The following is a 17937-nucleotide window of genomic DNA, read 5'->3' as shown; positions in this document are numbered from 1 at the left end:
GAACCCCTGACCGCTGTGTTGCTCTCGACGACGGCGGCCATTATGCTGGGAGCCGCTCTGCTGGAAGCCCTGCTGCCCTGGCCTGCCCGTTACAGGCCAGGGGCCGTGCTACCGCTGCTGGTGCGGCTGGGCCACCGGGTCTATCGCCCCGACGGCTCCCCCCGCCAACAATTCCAGGCCGGCATGCTGGCCCTGCTGGTGGTCTGGCTGCCCTGCGCCGCCGGGCTCTGGGCGGTGCGCAACCTCTCCCTGTCCGAACCCCTGTTCGACCTCTTGTTCCTGCTGCTGATGCTCGAATCCCGCCCCCTGCGCGAACTCGCCAGGGCGACCCGCGCCCTGGCAAGCCAGGAGACCCTGGTGGTGGCCCGGCTGCAGGCCGCCCCCTGGCTCAAGCGCGAGACGAGCGCCTTGTCCGTCATGGGGCTGACCAAGGCGGTGAGCGAGACCTCGGCCCTGCGCCTCGTCGGCCAGTGGGCCGGCCCCCTGCTGGGCTTCGCCCTGGCCGGGGTACAAGGAGCCCTGCTCTGGCGTCTCGCCCAGCTGATGAACCAGGCCTGGAGCCCGAAACAGAGAGAGTTTGCACACTTCGGCCGCGCCGCAACCGCCCTCTATCAGGGGCTCTGCGCCCCCGTCATCGTGCTGCTGGCGCTGCCCCTGTGCATGAGCCAGTTGCGGCAGCTCGGCAGTCGACTGCGGCTTGCCCTGCCCTGGCCCTATCCGGCCATGGGCTGCCTGCTCGCCCTGGCGGCCAGAGCCACAAACGCCCGTCTGGGCGGCCCCCGTTACTACCAGGGACAGCTGGTACGCTTCCCCGTGCTCGGAGACGGCGCCGAGCCGGATGCCGGACTGCCGCTACGGCTGCTCAACCGTCTGCAGCTGATCGGCTGGGGATGGATGGGGTTGGCACTCCTGCTCACCACCCTGGAGCTTGCCCGTGGTTAATCGACTCACACTGCGATCCCTGTGCGCCCTGCTGATCCTGATCGGCTGGCCACAGGTCGGCTGGAGCCAGCCCCCCCAGCGCATCATCAGCCTCACCCCCCACCTCACCGAGCTGTTGTTCGACATCGGCGCCGGGGATCGCATCGTCGCCACCGACGATGCCTCCGACTTTCCGCCCGAGGTGAAAACCCGGCCCCAGGTGGCCAACTACCGCAGCATCAACCTGGAAGCCCTGCTGGCCCAGAAACCGGATCTGGTGGTGGCCTGGCACTCAGCCCAGTCCCGCATGCTGGCCCCGGTGGAGCAGCTCGGTATCCCCATCTTCTACTCCGAGCCCACCGACTTCGCCTCCCTGGCAGACGAGATGCGCCGCCTCGGCACTCTGCTTGGCCTCGAGCAGAGCGCCAATGCCCGGGCCGATGCCTATATGGCGCGGCTCAATGCTATCAAGAGCCGCTATGGCAAGCCCAAGCCGGTCTCGGTGTTCTATCAGCTCTGGTATCCGCCGCTGACCAGCGTCAGTGGCTCGGCATGGCCGGCCCAGGCCATCGAGCTGTGCGGCGCCACCAATGTCGCGGCCGGTGCCAAGACCCCCTACCCCCAGATAGGGCTGGAGCAGGTGATCAAGGCCAACCCGAGCCTCATCCTGGCCGGCAGTCAAGATCCCGCCGTGCTGACCCACTGGCAGCAGTGGCCCATGCTGGACGCCGTCAAACATGGGCAGCTAAAACTCATCAACCCGGATGAGCTGCACCGCTTCACCCCCCGCACCCTCAACGCGGTGGAGCAGGTATGCAAGGCGATCGCCCAGGCCAGCCCCGCCCCCTGACCCTTGCCTCGTTGTGGACACCCGAGCGGCAACGGAAGATGGCACAAAATATGCTTTTAATTTTGTCAGACACACACCTTCAAAATGGGACACCGACATGTTCAACGGAAAAACGATCCTGGTCACCGGCGGCACCGGCTCCTTCGGCAAGAAGTTCATCGAAACCGTCCTCTCCCGCTACCAGCCGAGCCGGCTGATCGTTTACTCCCGCGACGAACTCAAGCAGTTCGAGATGCAGCAGCGTTTCAACCACCCCTGCATGCGTTACTTCATCGGGGATGTGCGGGATGCAGAGCGCCTCAACATGGCCATGCACGGGGTAGACTTCGTGGTCCATGCCGCCGCCCTCAAGCAGGTGCCGGCCGCCGAGTACAACCCCATGGAGTGCATCAAGACCAACGTCGGGGGGGCGGAGAACGTCATCAAGGCGGCCCTCAGCAACGGGGTGGAGAAGGTCATCGCCCTCTCCACCGACAAGGCTGCCAACCCGGTCAACCTCTATGGCGCAACCAAGCTCTGCTCCGACAAGCTGTTCGTGGCCGCCAATAATATGGCGGGTAACAATCCCACCATCTTCTCCGTCGTCCGTTATGGCAATGTCGTGGGCTCACGGGGATCCGTCGTACCTTTCTTCGACCGCCTCATCAAGGAGGGTGCCAGCCATCTGCCCATCACCCACCCGGAGATGACCCGCTTCTGGCTCAACCTGCAGCAGGGGGTCGACTTCGTGCTGGCCAACTTCCAGCGCATGAAGGGGGGGGAACTCTTTATTCCCAAGATCCCGTCCGTGCGCATCACGGATCTCGCCAGTGCCATGGCCCCCGATCTGCCCCAGGAGATCATCGGCATCCGTCCGGGGGAGAAGCTGCACGAGGTGATGTGCCCGGCCGACGACTCCTACCACACCTTCGAGTTCAAGGACTATTACGTCATCTCCCCCAGCATCAGTTTCAACAGCCGCAACAATGACTTTGCGACCAATGCCCTTGGGGAGACCGCCACCCTGGTCGAGCCAGGCTTTGAATACAATTCCCTAAACAATCAGCACTTCTTGTCGATAGACGAGCTACAGAAGATGAACCAGCAGGTGCTAATCGAATGATCCCCTACGGACGCCAATCCATCACAGATGATGACATCGATGCCGTCGTCGCCGTCCTGAAATCGGACTATCTGACACAAGGTCAGATGGTTCCCGCCTTCGAGCAGGGGCTTGCCGATTACTGCCAGGTGCCTCATGTGGTCGCCTGCAACAATGGCACTACGGCCCTGCACCTCGCCTGCGCCGTCCTGGATCTCGGGCCCGATGACTGGGTCTGGGTCTCCGCCATCAGCTTCGTCGCCTCCGCCAACTGCGCCCGTTACTGCGGTGCTCAGGTGGATTTTATCGACGTGGAACCCGACACAGGCAACCTGTGTGTGGCGGCGCTGCGCGCCAAACTGCAAGCCGTCCAGGGCACGGCTGCCCAGCCCAAGGCGCTGGTCGCCGTGCATCTGGCGGGTCAGCCCTGCGATCTGGCAGAGATAGGCGTCCTGTGCCAACAATATGGCGTTCGCCTCATCGAGGATGCCTGCCACGCCCTGGGCTCCCGCTATCAGGGAGTGCCCATCGGCAGTTGCGCCCACAGCGACATGACGGTTTTCAGCTTCCATCCGGTGAAACCCATCACCACCGGAGAAGGTGGCGCCGTCACCACCCGGAATGACGAACTGGCGGCCAAGCTGAGGCTCTATCGCAGTCACGGCATCACCCGGGCTCCCGAACAGATGCACAGTCCCAGCCCGGGCGGCTGGTACTACGAGCAACAGGTGCTGGGTTTCAACTATCGCCTGACCGACATCCAGGCCGCGCTGGGTCTGAGCCAGATGAGCCGCTTGTCCCACTTTATCGACCAGCGCCAGCAACTGGCAGCCCGCTATGACGAACTGCTGACCCGGCTGCCAGTGCACCCCCTGCGCCAAGGCGATGATCGCCACTCCGGCTATCACCTCTACGTGATCCGGGTCGCCGACCGCGACCAGGTATTTGCCCGCCTGCGAGATGCTGGCATAGGGGTGAATGTGCACTACATGCCCATCCCGGCCCAACCCTACTACCGTGAGCTGGGCCATGACCCCGCGGCTTACCCGGGGGCTCAGGCCTATTACCAGCAGGCTATCAGTCTGCCCCTGTTCCCCACGCTGTCACTGGCGGAGCAAGACAGGGTCATCCAGGCCCTGGAGTCGGTGCTATGCGCCTAGCCCTCGGTACCGTGCAGTTTGGCCTCGATTACGGCATCAGCAACCGGGCAGGCCTGGTCCCGGATGACAAACTCGGCGCCATCCTGGCCCTGGCCCGTCGCCTCAAGATCGATACCCTGGATACGGCCCAGGCCTATGGCAATGCCGAGGCACGACTAGGCAGCCAGCAGTCCGCCGACTTCAATCTGGTCAGCAAGCTGGCTCCGGGGATCACGGCCGCTGGGGTAGCAACCGCGGTTGAACAGAGCTTGAACAGGCTTGCTCGTCCCACCTTGGATGGCCTGCTGCTGCATCGCAGCCAGGATGCAAACCCTGCGCTGTTCGAGCGGATCAAGGATCTGCAACAGCAAGGTAAGGTGGGCAAAACGGGGGTTTCCGTCTACTCACCCCAGGAGCTCGATCTCTGGCTCGAACAGGGCTATCCCCTGCAACTGGTGCAGTTGCCCGCCAACTTGCTGGATCAGCGCTTCCTGCGCTCGGGCTGGCTCGATCGGTTGCAGGATATGGGCTGCGAAATCCACGTGCGCTCCCTCTTCCTGCAAGGGCTGCTGCTGATGCAGCCGGCGCTTCGCCCCGACTATTTCCAGACCTTCGCCGGCCCGCTAGGGCGGCTGGACAGTTCCCATCCCCACCTCAGCCCCCTTGACAAGGCGCTGTCACTGATTGCGGCCCTGCCCCAGGTCAGCCGCTTCGTGGTAGGGGTCTGCCATGCCCACGAGCTGGCGGCCATAGGCGCAGCCTACGGCCATCTACATCCTTGGCAAGACGCCGAGCTCGCCACCCTGGCCTGTGACGATCCCGACCTAATCAACCCGGCCAAATGGACATCATCATGATCCTCGGGATACTGCAAGCCAGAGCCAGCTCCAGCCGGCTGCCCGGCAAGGTACTCAGGCCCCTCCTGGGCGAACCCATGCTCGCGCGCCAGATTGAACGGCTCAAACGAGCCAAACGGCTGGACAAGCTGATCGTCGCCACCAGCGTTCAGGAAGAGGATAAAGCCATCGCCCTGCTCTGTGAGCGGCTCGGTGTCCCCTGTTTTCGTGGCCCCCTGGACGACGTGCTGGCGCGCTTCCACCTGGCCGCCCAACGCTTTTCGCCCACCCATGTCGTCAGGCTCACCGGCGACTGCCCACTGGCGGATCCAGTCCTCATCGATGAGCTCATCGAACTACACCTCGCCGGGGGATACGACTACAGCAGCAACGGCTGGGACCCCAGCTACCCGGATGGCCTGGACGCAGAGATCCTGAGTGCCACCACCCTGGGTCTGCTGGCCGAGCGGGCCCATAGCCAGGTTCAGCGTGAACACGTCACCTACTACATCCGTCAACACGCTGACCAGTTCAAGATCGGGAAATTGGCGCGTCAGCCGAGTCTGGCCCATCTGCGCTGGACGGTAGATGAACCCGCCGATTTCGAGCTGGTTGAGCAGATCTATCAGCGGCTTTACCCGTCAAATCCGGCATTTACCACCGATAACATTCTCAATCTATTGGCGCGGGAACCCGATCTCGCAACCCTGAATACCCATCATCAGCGCAATGAAGGGCTGGCGAGCTCGCTGGCCAAGGAGCATCATTCATGACCTCACGCTATCAGCATTCACTGGCACTCTCCGCTCGGGCCGAACAGAGCATCCCCCTCGGTTCCCAGACCTTCTCCAAGAGCCGTCTCTGCTTTCCCTATGGCGCCGCGCCCCTGTTTATCGAACGTGGTGAGGGCGCGACGGTCTGGGATGTGGATGGCAATCAGTATCTGGACTTTGCCAGTGGCCTGCTGGCCATCAGCCTGGGCTATTGCGATCCCGATGTGAATCAGGCCGTGATGGAACAGCTCAATCTGGGCTCCATCTTCTCCTTGCCCCACAGGTTGGAGACCGAGGTGGCCGAGCAGCTTATCGAGCTCATCCCCTGCGCCGAGATGGTGCGCTTCGGCAAGAACGGCACAGACGCCACCTCCGCCTGCATTCGCCTATCCCGCGCCGTCACCGGCCGCGAACGGGTCGCCGTCTGCGGTTACCACGGCTGGCAGGATTGGTACATAGGCTCCACCACCCGCCACCTGGGGGTGCCCGAGTGCGTGCGCGAGCTCACCCATCGCTTCGACTACAACAATCTGGACTCCCTGCGGATCCAGTTCGAAGCTCACCCGGGTGAGTTTGCAGCCGTCATCCTGGAGCCCATGAACGTCGCCTGGCCGACCCCGGAATTTCTATCCGGTCTGCGCCAGCTGTGCGATGAGCACGGCGCCCTGCTCATCTTCGATGAGACTATTACTGGCTTTAGAAACCATCTAGGTGGTGCTCAGACTCTGTTTGGCGTTACCCCGGATCTCGCCGCCTTCGGCAAGGGAATGGCGAACGGCTTCCCCATCTCGGCCGTGGTGGGTCGCCGTGAGCACATGCGACACATGGAGGATATCTTCTTCTCCGGCACCTTTGGCGGCGATGTCATCGCCTTGGCAGCCGCCAACGCCGTGATCAAGAAGATGCGCCAGCTGGATGTCCCCACACGACTGGCGGAGCGAGGCCAGCAGCTGCTGACCGGGCTTGATGCCTTGCTGCAAAGACTTGATGCCCCGCACTGGTTGCAAACAGCAGGTCACCCAAGTTGGTGTTTCCTGCTGATTGGCGATTCAGCCAACCACTCCAGTTGGTTGCTCAAGAGCTACTTAATGCAGGAGCTGTGCAAAAGGGGCATCCTCAGCCTCGGCAGCCATAATCTGAATCTCTCCCACAGTGAGCAGGATATACTGACCCTGCTGGATGTTTATGCCAAGGTTCTGCCAAAGCTGATCCGCCTGGATGCCGAGGGAGCCATCCACCAGGCCCTGGATGGCGAACCCATCCAGCCAGTCTTCAAGGTGCGTTAAGTGCAGCCTAATACTGGTAACGCCGCAAATGGGGCCCGTACCGAAACGACCTATCAGTTGCTGAAGGGCCCCAATGAAACTTTCCGGTAAATATATCGCCTTTCGAGTAGATGCATCGCTCGAGTCGGGGACCGGTCATGTGATGCGCTGCCTAACCCTGGCCGATGCATTGCGTGAACAAGGGGCCGAATGCTGGTTTATCTGCCGTGCTCATCCTGGGCACTTAGCTGACCTTATCAGTGCCCGTGACTATCACTGCCATCTTCTTGCTGCGAAGCATGACTCCGAGCAAGAACCTGCTGGTATATCCCAACTTGCGCACGCAAGCTGGCTGGGATGTAGTTGGGAGCAGGATGCGGAACAAACCCAGGCCATTTTAGCCGAGTGTCGACCCGACTGGCTGGTAGTTGACCACTACGCTCTCGATACATGCTGGGAAAAGATCTTACGCCCCCATGTGGGTTATATCATGGCGATCGATGACCTTGCCGATCGTACGCATGATTGCGATCTATTACTCGACCAAAATCTAGGCCGCCAGCCTGATGACTACCGAAAACGAGTCCCCCCCTATTGTACATTGCTAGTGGGGTCCCGTTATTCCCTGCTTCGTCCGGAATTCGCTTCATTGCGGGAATATAGCCGAGAACGACGCCAGATACCGACACTAAAACAAGTGCTGATTACCATGGGTGGAGTCGACAAACCTAATGCAACCGGCCGAGTGTTAGAGGCATTACGGCAGGCCCCCTTGCCGGATGATTGCCGAATCTGTGTGGTGATGGGAGTAACGGCCCCTTGGCTAGGGCAGGTTGAGGCTCTCGCCGCCACCCTGCCCTGGCCTACCGAAGTGCTAACCAATGTCAGCAACATGGCTCAGCTGATGGCTGACAGTGACTTGGCTATCGGTGCTGCGGGTAGTACATCTTGGGAGCGCTGCTGTCTAGGTCTTCCCACATTGATGTTTGTCATCGCAGATAATCAACGAGAAGTTGCCCATCATTTAATGTCGGCAGGTGCTGCTGCGGTATATATGCTGACAGATAATCTAGAAGAGAATGTTATTAACTGGCTACATGATTATGTTTCAGAGCCTGAAACCAGTATAAATATGCTGAAAAATGCTAGAGAAATCACAGATGGTTTGGGAGTCTGTAGAGTTATTGACATCATAGCGTCAATTCCAATGGAGAGATGAAAATGGGCACTCTCGGTATATTAAGAGATATAAAAGAAGAAGAGCTTGATCTGATGCTCTCTTGGCGCAACGAGCCAAAAGTAAGAAGAAACATGTATACTCAGCATGTTATTTCACCGGAAGAGCATTATTCTTGGTGGGTATCTATGCAAGATAGGAAAGACCAAATATATTACATGTATGAGTATGAAGAACAGCCATGTGGTATAGCTGCATTCAATAATCTAGATTTAAAAAATGAAAATTCAGCTTGGGCATTTTATTCATCCCCTTCGGCACCAAAAGGCACTGGGACTAGAATGGAGTATTTAATGCTTGAGCAGGCATTTATCACATTAAACTTATACAAGTTATATTGTGAGGTACTAAGTTTCAATAAGTCTGTCATTTCTTTGCATCAAAAATTCGGTTTTGAAGTCGAAGGTATTTTTCGAGAGCAGCATATTATCGACTGCAAATATATTGACATTCATAGATTGGCAATATTCAAAAACCAGTGGGAGCATAATCGCACTGAACTATTAGACAAAATTACTGTACGCATGAGCAGATAAATGATGAACCCGACAATATTTATTAATGGAAGAGGAATCGGACAGAGTTTTTCTCCATATGTAATTGCAGAGATGTCTGCTAACCATAACGGTAAGCTAGAAAATGCATTACGTTTGATTACAGAGGCTAAGCTAGCTGGCGCCGATGCAGTCAAGCTGCAAACTTATACTGCAGATACCATTACGCTCAACAGTAACACGCCCGATTTTCAAATCCACGATGGCCTATGGCGTGGCAAGAACCTCTATCAACTCTATCAAGAGGCTCAGATGCCTTGGGAGTGGCATACCTCCCTATTTGAACATGCCCACCGGCTAGGTATTACCATTTTCAGCTCTCCCTTTGATTCTACGGCGGTAGATTTTCTCGAAGACCTCAATGCGCCCGCCTACAAGATAGCTTCATTTGAGGCTATTGATTTGCCACTGATACGTTATGTGGCTAGTACCGGAAAACCGATGATCATCTCCACCGGCATGGCTGATGCTGAAGAGATAAGAGATGCTATTGAAGAAGCTCGTGCCGGGGGGTGTAAAGATCTTGCCATATTACATTGCGTCAGTGGCTACCCGGCACCAGCGGAGGATTACAACCTACGTACCCTGCTGGATATGCAACAACGCTTTGGACTAGTAACAGGGTTGTCGGATCATACTCTGGATAACACCACAGCCATCACGAGCATAGCACTGGGAGCTTCGATCATTGAGAAACACTTTACTTTAAACCGCAATGGCGGTGGGCCGGATGACAGCTTTTCACTAGAGCCTGCAGAATTGAAGCAATTATGTGATGGTGCTAACACAGCGTGGTCTGCGCTAGGGAAGGTGGACTATAGCCGAAAATCTAGCGAGATAGGAAATGCCAAATTCCGCCGTTCCCTCTATTTTGTCAAAGACTTGCAAGTTGGAGAGATCATCACGGCAGATGCCGTGCGCAGTGTGCGACCTGGATTTGGTTTAGCCCCGAAATGTCTAGCTGACGTGATAGGAAGAACTGTCACTCAGCCCATACTTGCAAATACACCAGTGAAAAATGATGTGTTTGAATAATGGATCACCCTATGCAACAGAAAAACGTCTTCATGGCACAGGAAGGGAACGAGTGGTACGAGCGTAACAAGACTGCCATTCTCGGCAAGTCTCTGGGAAGCGATCCCATCTTCAAGGCGCTGGAATATCTGGGCAGCAAGCCCGCCAGGATCTTGGAAATAGGTTGTGCCAACGGCTGGCGGCTGGCACATCTGGCAGAACACTACGGTGCTATCTGCTATGGGGTGGATCCCTCCGCCTGCGCCATCCAAGATGGCCTCTCCCGTTATCCCGGCTTGCAACTCTGCGTGGGCACGGCCGATAGCTTGCCCGAAATCGAGCCCGTCGATCTCATCATCTTCGGTTTTTGCCTCTATCTGTGCGACCCGCAGGATCTGTTCAAGATCGCCGCCGGCAGCGATGCCCTGCTGGCCGATCGGGGCCTGATGACCATCTTGGATTTCAATCCACCGGCGGGGCACTATCGCAACGACTACCAGCATCACGCCAACCTATTCAGCTACAAGATGAATTACGGCGAACTGTTTGGCTGGCATCCGAGTTACCACAGGTTGTTCGAGCACGTGCAGCACCATGATGGCGGTACAGAACTGGAGCCGGATGCGCTGATCTCGGTGCAGATCCTGCGAAAGGATACACGGCTGCTGGCGGCGCAAAATCCCTATCCGAAGCGATAAAAAATACCGACCCTTGGGTCGGCATTTTTTATATCTGGGTTTAGTTCCAGCCCTGCTCTTTAGGCAGCTTTACTCATTTACTTGCTAAGCCTTCTTCCTGAAGAGGGCCATCACCTCGTTATCGATCATATCGACGCTGTCGAGAGCCTTGGGATACATCTCCCTCACCTTGCCCAGGAATTCTAGCCACAACTCGATGGCGGGTTTCATCAGTGCCAGCGTCTCTTCTTCCCCCTCGAACGAGTAGAGGATGGAGCTCAGCAGGGTAAACACATAGTTCATCGACCCCACCATGGTCTGGGAAATATGTTGCTGACGGGTCGCGGCTATCTGGGCGAGGTAGCCAAAGTTGCGCAGCATCAACTGGTTCAACTCGTTGCGGGACGAAAACTCCTGCTGCCACTCGGCCATCATCTTGTCGACAAAAATATTGAAGAACTCTATGTCGAGCAGCGGGACAAAATCCTGCTTTGACAAGGGAATCGGTACACAGAGCGCGGCGATTTCCCCAATCAGAGCCTGCTTGTCAATCGACATCTGGAGGCTTATCTCGGCACTTGGCAAGGCTCGGGTTTTCTCGATTTTGGCGCCATCGCTGCAGTTGAAGCATTGGACATCGTCGTTCGTGGCCAATACCTGCTCCATTACGCGACGGGAGGTATCAAACATGGCATTGCTGGTGACCATGCCACCAAAATTGCCTTTCCGCTGCCACTGACTATCCCCATACATCAGATCCCCCAAGGCTCCGGCACTCTCCTCATTGTTGTAATAGGAGCTGAGCTTGGAGTGATGGTGTCCCTTGTGCTTGTAACCATTGTCCAGACCAAACAGATAGAGGTGTTTGAAGCCCAAATGAACGGGTGCACTGATGCCTATGTTACCCACCAGCGGGTTTACCCCCCCCAGGCCTGCGCAAGACTGCAAGCCGGAGAAATAGTTGCGATAGAGCACGATACCAGGTTCGCTGAGTTTGAAGACAAGCGCAGAATGGTCGAACAGTGTCGCGCAATCGGGATGGATGACGTCGGTGCTCAGAAACAGCACATCCCGCAGATACTCGGGATCATCCAGGTTGACCAGGAAGTCATAGACAATCTTGGTGCGCTCGGTTTCAACATGGATATCCGGCTTGATCCCCACCTTGTGCAAGGCAGAGATGGCACTGCCACAGGAGATGATGATGGCCTTGTCTTGATTCTTCCTGATGACGGCAATGGACTCGTCCAGCGAGGGGCCATTGGCAACGATGAAAATGGGGGTGCGCTGATGCTTGGGCGAGATCCTGAGACCACTTTTCAGGAAGGGGACGGCGCGCTCGATATTGCTGATTGTGTGAGACAGGGCGATCAGGTTGTCGTCAAAGAAGCCCCATCCCATCACCAGCAGGTAATACTCCTGCTGCACCTTCTCTATCAGTTTCCTGATTTTTTCATTCTGATACCCCCACATGATGAAGGCATTGGCAATCAGGAAGGAGCCTCGGCTATGAATGGCCGATGAGAAATCCTTGACGATGGTCTCTTCATCCTGCCCCAGCAGAATATGCAGACCGAGGTTCTCTTGATGCAAATAGGCAAGCAGAGGCGCCCAGTCGAAACAGAACAGCGAGCCGTAAAACAGATCCAGATCCGGTTCGAACAGGAACAAGGTGCCTATCTTGCACTGTTCATAGAGATAACCGAGGTGATAACCCAACCCGACCCCGAACACCAGAGCACTCGGCACCTCGTGGGGTACCTGGGTCAGCATTTCTTCCCGTGAGGCAATCTCATCAAGATAGGCGTTGAGCTTGTTGAGGTACTCCACATGCATGAAGCCAAGGGGATTGGCCTCCTGGCTGAAGGAGAATTTGGACAGTGCCCCCGTCTCCATAAACTCCTTCACCAGAGTCTCGCAAATAAGGTAGGGCTCTTTGCCGTAAACGGCGACCTCATCGTCGAGCCATGCCAGATTGGGCTGGCCATTCTCGTTGCAGAAGAACCGGAACGGACGCTGGGGTTGGTAGGTTTCATACATATCCGCAATATGGGGGATATATTGGCGAAACGCCGCCATGTTCTGTTCGAAGCGCAGCGGTAACGCCGCCGCCATGGCTGCTTCCTGCTCTGCTTGTTGTTGAAGTCGCAGTGCCTCTTGTTCGGCCTTGGCCAGGGCTGCATCCATATTGACGGACATCAGAACTCCTTGCTGTTCACTCGATAAGCTCGCCCAGCCTTGTTGGCTCTCCCAACCTGAGTCAGCTGCTTGAAAATGGTTTGATGGTGACTGGCAGCCAGGGCTGTCATGCTGGCTTCTTGAGTGGCAAGTGTATTTGCCAGAATAGCGACGCCCTGCCGCTGCGCCGGATCCTCCTTGGCTAGCTGTACAAGACTCGCTATCAAGGCCAGCCTTTCATCCATACAAAGCAGCGCCCTATCATATTGATGCTGTTGCAACAACACCTCCATCTGATGGGCATTTTCCGTCAATGCCTCATCAAGGAAGGCGAGTGTGACGCTCACAGTACACCCAGCTGTTGTCTCATCTGATAGCCTTGCTGTTTTTCTGCCTCTGGCAGCTGGTCCCAACCGGATTTGATGGTCACCATCAGACCCATGACTTCCTCGAGCGGCGCTATATCTCGTGCCAGACTGGCATCCCAGATACGTTCGTCCATATACGCATAGAGTCCATAAAGATCTTCTGCCATGGAGCCCTGACTCATATCGAGCGCATCCTGCAACCCATGCAACAACCCTTGCGCCTTGGAGATGGCAACCGATTTTGCTTCCATATCGCTGCGCTCGATGGCGCCCTTGGCCTGGGCCAGGCGCTCGAGAAAGCCTTGCATCATAAGCTGAATGACACGATGAGGATCGGCAACCGTCAAATCAGCCGCGATGCTGGTTGCCTTATATGCCTTCAGATTACGGTTGTACATGATATGAGTCCTCGTAATATCGCGATTAATCAATTCTTATTGTTTATTTGCAGCGACGTCAGGGCGGATGCCGAGTTATTCATCTTGACCAACAGGGCATCCAGGCTGCCGTATTGGGCACGCAAAGAGGCCTCATACTTGGCCAATTGCGCCGTGGCAGTCGCCGACTTCTGAGTAAGAGCCCGCAGATCCGAGTTCAACACATCTTCTCGTTGGGACAGCATGCCGCCACTCTTGGTGTACTCCTTCAGACCCTTGTTCAAGGTGGATGCCAAGCCATCATCCCCACCAAAGAGCGCCACGACCTGATCGAAATTCTTGTCGATAGCCTCGCTAAACTTCGTCTTGTCCAGAGACAGCTTGCCCTTGTTATCCATCTTCATGCCGATCTCGAAGACGGTGGAATAGGTGCCACTGTTCTTGGAGGGGCTGACCAGCAGATTGCTCATGAAAGAGCTGATGGCGCGGGTAGTCGCATCTCCGGCCAGGGCGCCACCGTCATCCTGCTTTACCCCGCCAACGAAGGTGCTTCGCTTGTCCAAGGCGTTCATCTTGTCTTGCAGGGTGTTGTAGCCATCGACAAACTGCTGTACCAACTCTTGGATGGAGGTCTTATCAGTAGTGATATCCACCTTGTTGGACTTTCGCGCTCCTGGCACGCCGCTGTCCTTGTCCACATCCGAGAGGCGCAGTACGGTTATCTTGAGATCCTGAACGGAGTCGTCGAAGGTATTGGTATCGCTCTTGAGGACGTTGCCATCCACGTTGATCTCGGCGCTGCTGGCAGCACGTGTCTGGCTCATCACACTACCGGGTGTCCTCGCATCGAAAACCTCGAGCTCAGGGGTGCTGCCGGTGATGGTCAGATCCTTGCCATCCCCCGAAATACCGGAGTCAATCATCAGCTTGGCCTTGCCATCCGCAGTGTTGACTATGTTGACACTGAGACCGAAATTGTCCCCGTTGCTGTTGATACTCTTGCGGATGTCTTGCAGGGTATAACCCGCCTTGACGTCCACCTTGAACGTCTTGTCGCCGGCCTTGAACGTCAGCTGACCATCCTGAGTCACCATGGGAGTGGTAGAACTATCGAAGACCCCCTCCTGACGGCTCGTCTCTGCCAACTTATTGACGGTGATGTTGTATTGCCCGTTGGAGGCACCAGACTTGCTCTCCACCTTCATGATGGGGTCGTCTTTGCTTTGGGTGATGTTGATGGCTCGTTTGTTGAAAGCCCCCGGGGCACTCAACTTGTCGAGAATATCGGTGAAAGCAGAGATGGAGGACTTGAGCTGACCTATGCCAGACAAGGTGATCTGGGTGCTGTTTTGCTTGGTAATGATCGGCTGTTGCAACTGGGCTTTTTTAGCCTCTACACTAGCCGCGATCACATTTTCAAGCTGGAGCCCTGAACCCGCCCCCGCAGAGGTAATTGCCATCACGTCCTCCTGTCTATCAACTAAAAAATAAGATTACACCTGACCATCGAACAACAGCCCGGAAAGGTTGACCCCACCGCTACTCGTCTGATCCAGCGATTGTAACCGCTTGCTTATCAAGAGCATTTCTTCACTCGGAATTTGACGGATGACCTGCTTGGTATCCGCATCTATCACCTTGATAACCGGCTGATCGAGCTCGGGAACCAGGCTGAAGTTGATCGTCCACCCTTTCACCTTGCTCAGGCTGTCCAATCTGTCTTGCAATTCTTGGGCCTCTTTTTCAATCAAGGCCTTGTCTCTACGCAACTCTGCTGCCTGAACATGGGCAGACGCTTCCTGCAATGTCTGGACTTTTGGTTCAGCACTCGCCTGCTCGATCCATACATTCCCTTCCGCATCGGAAGAAGAGACAGACATGGCGGCCTGAGGGCCGCCATGTTGAGTTAGCGTCGAAGTAACAGAAGGCAAGGCTATGGATTCAGTGGCCATCTGCTGCTCCTTATTTCAGTGTTGGCGGTTGAACTGCTTAACCCAGCAGCGACAGGGCTGACTGCGGACGCTGGTTGGCCTGGGCCAGAATGCTGGACGCCGCCTGCTGCAGGATGTTCTGCTTGGTCATGTTGGCGGTCTCGGTCGCAAAGTCCGCATCACGGATGCGGGAGCGCGCAGCACTCACGTTTTCGGAGATGTTGGCCTGGTTGCGAATGGTGGAGTCCAGCCGGTTTTGTACCGCCCCCAGCTCGGCACGCTTGCCATCAACGATTTCCAGCATGGAGTCTACTGAAGCCAGTACATTTTGCGCATTGGTCTGAGTACTGATACTGATACCACCAACAGTTGAACCACTGGTAAATACGCTTCCAACTGGAGAACCACCCGCTGCAGACACCGCAGCAGCGATCCCTGAAATGCTGAAGCCACCGGCCTGAGACAGGCTGAAACCGATAGTCTGGTTGGCATCAGCCCCAACCTGGAAGCTGCCGCTGTAGTTGCCATCCAGCAACTTGGTGCCGGCAAAGGTGGTGTCTTTGGAGATGCGGTTGATCTCGGCACCCAGCTGATCCACTTCCTTCTGCAGGGCCTCACGATCTTTGTCTGAGTTGGAGCCGTTGGCGGATTGCTGCGCCAGGGTACGCATGCGCTGCAGCATGCCGGTCACTTCGTCCATGGCCCCTTCGGCGGTCTGCGCCAAGGAGATGCCGTCGTTGGCGTTGCGATTGCCCTGATCCAGACCGTTGACCTGGGAGGTCAGACGGTTGGAGATCTGCAGACCCGCCGCATCGTCCTTGGCGCTGTTGATACGCAGACCGGATGCCAGACGGGTGTATGAGGTATCCAACGATTTGGTGGTGTTCATCAAGTTACGCTGGGCGTTCAATGATGAAGTGTTGGTGTTGATAAACATGGCCATAAAAGATTTCTCCTGATGAACAAGAAACTGCGGGCTCTGCTGTCGATACAGTCAGGATCCCACCGTTCAGACGGACAGATTGAACGGTCTGTGCCATCTGGCGGGTCCGCTGTTTGAACGGACATCGGACCCGCAGTTGCGCAAATGTTGGATTTCCGAACACCCCCCAATTTGCTTCATATCCTGTAACGGCAGTCCCAACAGAAGCTTTAGGAAATTTATTGCCGCTTGCATCCGCAGGGAGGCAATACTCCGCCTCCCCTATGGGCACCATAAAGGGATATGCCAATGAAGGTGGAAAATGTATCGAGACCACAGGCCCTTTAGGACCCCAGAGTATGATGTGGAATATGCTGGAGCGGTTAGTCACCATTTTTCAGACACTTAACCATGGAAGAGCTTGCGCTCAGGAGAGCAGCCTCGAGGTGGCAGAATGAACGAATGCGCAGCCCCCGAGGCGGTATATCACAACAAGAGAATCTCTCTTTCGATAGAACAAGGCGTCAATCCGAACACCCCTTGTTCCATTTTTCTGATAGGGCGGCCCGAACAACCGCCCTTTTTCTTTTTGCTTAACCCAGTAGTGAGAGAGCTGACTGCGGGCGCTGGTTGGCCTGAGCCAGGATGCTGGAGGCCGCCTGCTGCAGGATGTTCTGCTTGGTCATGTTGGCAGTCTCGGTCGCAAAGTCCGCATCACGGATACGGGAGCGCGCGGCGCTCACGTTCTCGGAGATATTGGCTTGGTTGCGGATGGTGGAATCCAGCCGGTTTTGCACCGCACCCAGTTCGGCGCGTTTGCTATCGACAACGCCGAGCATTGCATCAGCAGCGGCCAATACCTTCTGTGCGTTGTCTTGGCTACTGATGCTGATACCACCCGCACTACCACCGTTAAAGATCGTATCAACTGCAATGGCAGTACCAATGACGGTCCCCACGTTAACAGTTGTTGCTGCCGCTGCCGCAATACCTGAAATACTGAAACCACCAGCCTGCGACAGACTGAAACCGATGGTCTGGTTGGCATCAGCCCCTACCTGGAAGCTGCCGCTGTAGTTGCCATCCAGCAACTTGGTGCCGGCAAAGGTGGTGTCCTTGGAGATGCGGTTGATCTCGGCGCCCAGCTGATCCACCTCTTTTTGCAGGGCCTCACGATCCTTGGCGGAGTTGGAGCCGTTGGCGGATTGCTGTGCCAGGGTACGCATGCGTTGCAGCATACCGGTCACTTCGTCCATGGCCCCTTCGGCAGTCTGCGCCAAGGAGATGCCATCGTTGGCGTTGCGATTGCCCTGATCCAAACCGTTGACCTGGGAGGTCAGACGGTTGGAGATCTGCAGACCCGCCGCATCATCCTTGGCGCTGTTGATACGCAGACCGGATGCCAGACGGGTGTATGAGGTATCCAACGATTTGGTGGTGTTCATCAAGTTACGCTGGGCGTTCAATGATGAAGTATTGGTGTTAATAAACATGGCCATAAAAGATTTCTCCTGATGAACAAGAAACTGCGGGCTCTGCTGAGGTCGATACAGTCAGGATCCCACCGTTCAGACGGACAGATTGAACGGTCTGTGCCATCTGGCGGATCCGTTGTTTGAACGGACATCGGACCCGCAGTCGCGCAAATGTTGGATTTCCGAACACCCCTCAATTTGCTTCACACTCTGTAACGGCAGTTCCAGCAGAAGCTTTAAAGAATTTATTGCCGTTCTTATCAACCGAGCAGCCATCAAGACTCAACCCAGAGTCGCTCAATCCAGAGTCGATTGCATGATTGCTCCTCAGGAAGAGCT

At 56.3% G+C, this 17937-nt stretch carries 18 protein-coding genes; 11 read left to right on the top strand and 7 right to left on the bottom strand.

Features of this window, described 5'->3' with window-relative positions; all coding sequences use genetic code 11:
- Positions 1 to 42: 42 nt before the first annotated feature.
- The 11 genes from ACT5M9_RS20320 to ACT5M9_RS20270 all read left to right on the top strand — a co-directional run bounded on the left by ACT5M9_RS20320 (position 43) and on the right by ACT5M9_RS20270 (position 10368).
- Positions 43 to 942 (top strand): cobalamin biosynthesis protein CobD/CbiB, encoded by a 900-nt coding sequence (locus ACT5M9_RS20320; protein WP_457979314.1) that lies wholly within the window; start codon positions 43 to 45, stop codon positions 940 to 942.
- Positions 943 to 961: 19 nt separating this feature from the next.
- Entirely contained in the window at positions 962 to 1771 is an 810-nt protein-coding gene (locus tag ACT5M9_RS20315; RefSeq protein WP_457980588.1) for a cobalamin-binding protein, read from the top strand.
- A 97-nt stretch (positions 1772 to 1868) separates the two neighbouring features.
- Entirely contained in the window at positions 1869 to 2873 is a 1005-nt protein-coding gene (gene pseB / locus ACT5M9_RS20310; RefSeq protein WP_457979316.1) for a UDP-N-acetylglucosamine 4,6-dehydratase (inverting), read from the top strand.
- The gene (pseC, locus tag ACT5M9_RS20305; RefSeq protein ID WP_457979318.1) at positions 2870 to 4012 is read left to right on the top strand and encodes a UDP-4-amino-4,6-dideoxy-N-acetyl-beta-L-altrosamine transaminase; all 1143 of its coding nucleotides are present in this window, start codon (positions 2870 to 2872) and stop codon (positions 4010 to 4012) included. Before pseB ends, pseC begins: the two co-directional genes overlap by 4 nt.
- Positions 4003 to 4848, top strand: coding sequence for an aldo/keto reductase (locus tag ACT5M9_RS20300; RefSeq protein ID WP_457979320.1), 846 nt, complete (start codon positions 4003 to 4005; stop codon positions 4846 to 4848). Before pseC ends, ACT5M9_RS20300 begins: the two co-directional genes overlap by 10 nt.
- Positions 4845 to 5600 carry a cytidylyltransferase domain-containing protein gene (locus ACT5M9_RS20295; RefSeq protein WP_457979322.1) on the top strand — a complete coding sequence of 252 codons (756 nt, stop codon included), beginning with the start codon at positions 4845 to 4847 and terminating at the stop codon, positions 5598 to 5600. The genes ACT5M9_RS20300 and ACT5M9_RS20295 overlap by 4 nt, the downstream gene beginning before the upstream one ends.
- Positions 5597 to 6886, top strand: a complete 1290-nt coding sequence (locus ACT5M9_RS20290; protein WP_457979324.1) for an aminotransferase class III-fold pyridoxal phosphate-dependent enzyme — start codon at positions 5597 to 5599, stop codon at positions 6884 to 6886. The genes ACT5M9_RS20295 and ACT5M9_RS20290 overlap by 4 nt, the downstream gene beginning before the upstream one ends.
- A 73-nt stretch (positions 6887 to 6959) precedes the next feature.
- Positions 6960 to 8084 carry a UDP-2,4-diacetamido-2,4,6-trideoxy-beta-L-altropyranose hydrolase gene (gene pseG, locus ACT5M9_RS20285; protein ID WP_457979326.1) on the top strand — a complete coding sequence of 375 codons (1125 nt, stop codon included), beginning with the start codon at positions 6960 to 6962 and terminating at the stop codon, positions 8082 to 8084.
- A 2-nt stretch (positions 8085 to 8086) separates the two neighbouring features.
- Complete coding sequence (gene pseH / locus ACT5M9_RS20280) at positions 8087 to 8638, top strand: UDP-4-amino-4,6-dideoxy-N-acetyl-beta-L-altrosamine N-acetyltransferase (protein WP_457979328.1); 552 nt, start codon at positions 8087 to 8089, stop codon at positions 8636 to 8638.
- A 15-nt stretch (positions 8639 to 8653) separates the two neighbouring features.
- Complete coding sequence (gene pseI / locus ACT5M9_RS20275; RefSeq protein ID WP_457980590.1) at positions 8654 to 9691, top strand: pseudaminic acid synthase; 1038 nt, start codon at positions 8654 to 8656, stop codon at positions 9689 to 9691.
- A gap of 11 nt (positions 9692 to 9702) precedes the next feature.
- Positions 9703 to 10368, top strand: coding sequence for a class I SAM-dependent methyltransferase (locus tag ACT5M9_RS20270; RefSeq protein WP_457979330.1), 666 nt, complete (start codon positions 9703 to 9705; stop codon positions 10366 to 10368).
- Between the two features lie 84 nt (positions 10369 to 10452).
- On the opposite strand, the gene ACT5M9_RS20265 is transcribed toward ACT5M9_RS20270, so the two are convergent.
- From ACT5M9_RS20265 to ACT5M9_RS20235, 7 genes are all read right to left on the bottom strand, one after another.
- Positions 10453 to 12546, bottom strand: coding sequence for a motility associated factor glycosyltransferase family protein (locus ACT5M9_RS20265; protein WP_457979332.1), 2094 nt, complete (start codon positions 12544 to 12546; stop codon positions 10453 to 10455).
- Complete coding sequence (locus ACT5M9_RS20260; RefSeq protein ID WP_457979333.1) at positions 12546 to 12872, bottom strand: hypothetical protein; 327 nt, start codon at positions 12870 to 12872, stop codon at positions 12546 to 12548. The genes ACT5M9_RS20265 and ACT5M9_RS20260 overlap by 1 nt, the downstream gene beginning before the upstream one ends.
- On the bottom strand, positions 12869 to 13291 hold the full coding sequence (gene fliS, locus ACT5M9_RS20255) for a flagellar export chaperone FliS (RefSeq protein WP_457979335.1): 423 nt from the start codon (positions 13289 to 13291) through the stop codon (positions 12869 to 12871). Before fliS ends, ACT5M9_RS20260 begins: the two co-directional genes overlap by 4 nt.
- 29 nt (positions 13292 to 13320) lie before the next feature.
- Complete coding sequence (gene fliD / locus ACT5M9_RS20250; RefSeq protein ID WP_457979337.1) at positions 13321 to 14733, bottom strand: flagellar filament capping protein FliD; 1413 nt, start codon at positions 14731 to 14733, stop codon at positions 13321 to 13323.
- 30 nt (positions 14734 to 14763) lie between these two features.
- Positions 14764 to 15222, bottom strand: coding sequence for a flagellar protein FlaG (locus ACT5M9_RS20245; protein ID WP_457979339.1), 459 nt, complete (start codon positions 15220 to 15222; stop codon positions 14764 to 14766).
- A gap of 37 nt (positions 15223 to 15259) precedes the next feature.
- Positions 15260 to 16144, bottom strand: a complete 885-nt coding sequence (locus ACT5M9_RS20240; RefSeq protein ID WP_457979341.1) for a flagellin N-terminal helical domain-containing protein — start codon at positions 16142 to 16144, stop codon at positions 15260 to 15262.
- A gap of 572 nt (positions 16145 to 16716) precedes the next feature.
- Positions 16717 to 17622 (bottom strand): flagellin N-terminal helical domain-containing protein, encoded by a 906-nt coding sequence (locus tag ACT5M9_RS20235; RefSeq protein WP_457979343.1) that lies wholly within the window; start codon positions 17620 to 17622, stop codon positions 16717 to 16719.
- Between the last annotated feature and the right edge of the window lie 315 nt (positions 17623 to 17937).

The sequence above is a fragment of the Aeromonas sp. AE23HZ002T15 genome (genome assembly GCF_054165525.2).
The sequence above is the reverse complement of the archived record's forward strand: the minus strand, read 5'-3'. Positions and strand labels throughout refer to the sequence as shown.

Bases quoted from the DNA above. Each gene is read 5' to 3' on its own strand.
- ACT5M9_RS20320 (WP_457979314.1), top strand. From the start codon at position 43: ATGCTGGGAGCCGCTCTGCTGGAAGCCCTGCTGCCCTGGCCTGCCCGT.
- pseB (WP_457979316.1), top strand. From the start codon at position 1,869: ATGTTCAACGGAAAAACGATCCTGGTCACCGGCGGCACCGGCTCCTTC.
- pseC (WP_457979318.1), top strand. From the start codon at position 2,870: ATGATCCCCTACGGACGCCAATCCATCACAGATGATGACATCGATGCC.
- ACT5M9_RS20300 (WP_457979320.1), top strand. From the start codon at position 4,003: ATGCGCCTAGCCCTCGGTACCGTGCAGTTTGGCCTCGATTACGGCATC.
- ACT5M9_RS20295 (WP_457979322.1), top strand. From the start codon at position 4,845: ATGATCCTCGGGATACTGCAAGCCAGAGCCAGCTCCAGCCGGCTGCCC.
- ACT5M9_RS20290 (WP_457979324.1), top strand. From the start codon at position 5,597: ATGACCTCACGCTATCAGCATTCACTGGCACTCTCCGCTCGGGCCGAA.
- pseG (WP_457979326.1), top strand. From the start codon at position 6,960: ATGAAACTTTCCGGTAAATATATCGCCTTTCGAGTAGATGCATCGCTC.
- pseH (WP_457979328.1), top strand. From the start codon at position 8,087: ATGGGCACTCTCGGTATATTAAGAGATATAAAAGAAGAAGAGCTTGAT.
- ACT5M9_RS20270 (WP_457979330.1), top strand. From the start codon at position 9,703: ATGCAACAGAAAAACGTCTTCATGGCACAGGAAGGGAACGAGTGGTAC.
- ACT5M9_RS20265 (WP_457979332.1), bottom strand. From the start codon at position 12,546: ATGTCCGTCAATATGGATGCAGCCCTGGCCAAGGCCGAACAAGAGGCA.
- fliS (WP_457979335.1), bottom strand. From the start codon at position 13,291: ATGTACAACCGTAATCTGAAGGCATATAAGGCAACCAGCATCGCGGCT.
- ACT5M9_RS20245 (WP_457979339.1), bottom strand. From the start codon at position 15,222: ATGGCCACTGAATCCATAGCCTTGCCTTCTGTTACTTCGACGCTAACT.
- ACT5M9_RS20240 (WP_457979341.1), bottom strand. From the start codon at position 16,144: ATGGCCATGTTTATCAACACCAACACTTCATCATTGAACGCCCAGCGT.
- ACT5M9_RS20235 (WP_457979343.1), bottom strand. From the start codon at position 17,622: ATGGCCATGTTTATTAACACCAATACTTCATCATTGAACGCCCAGCGT.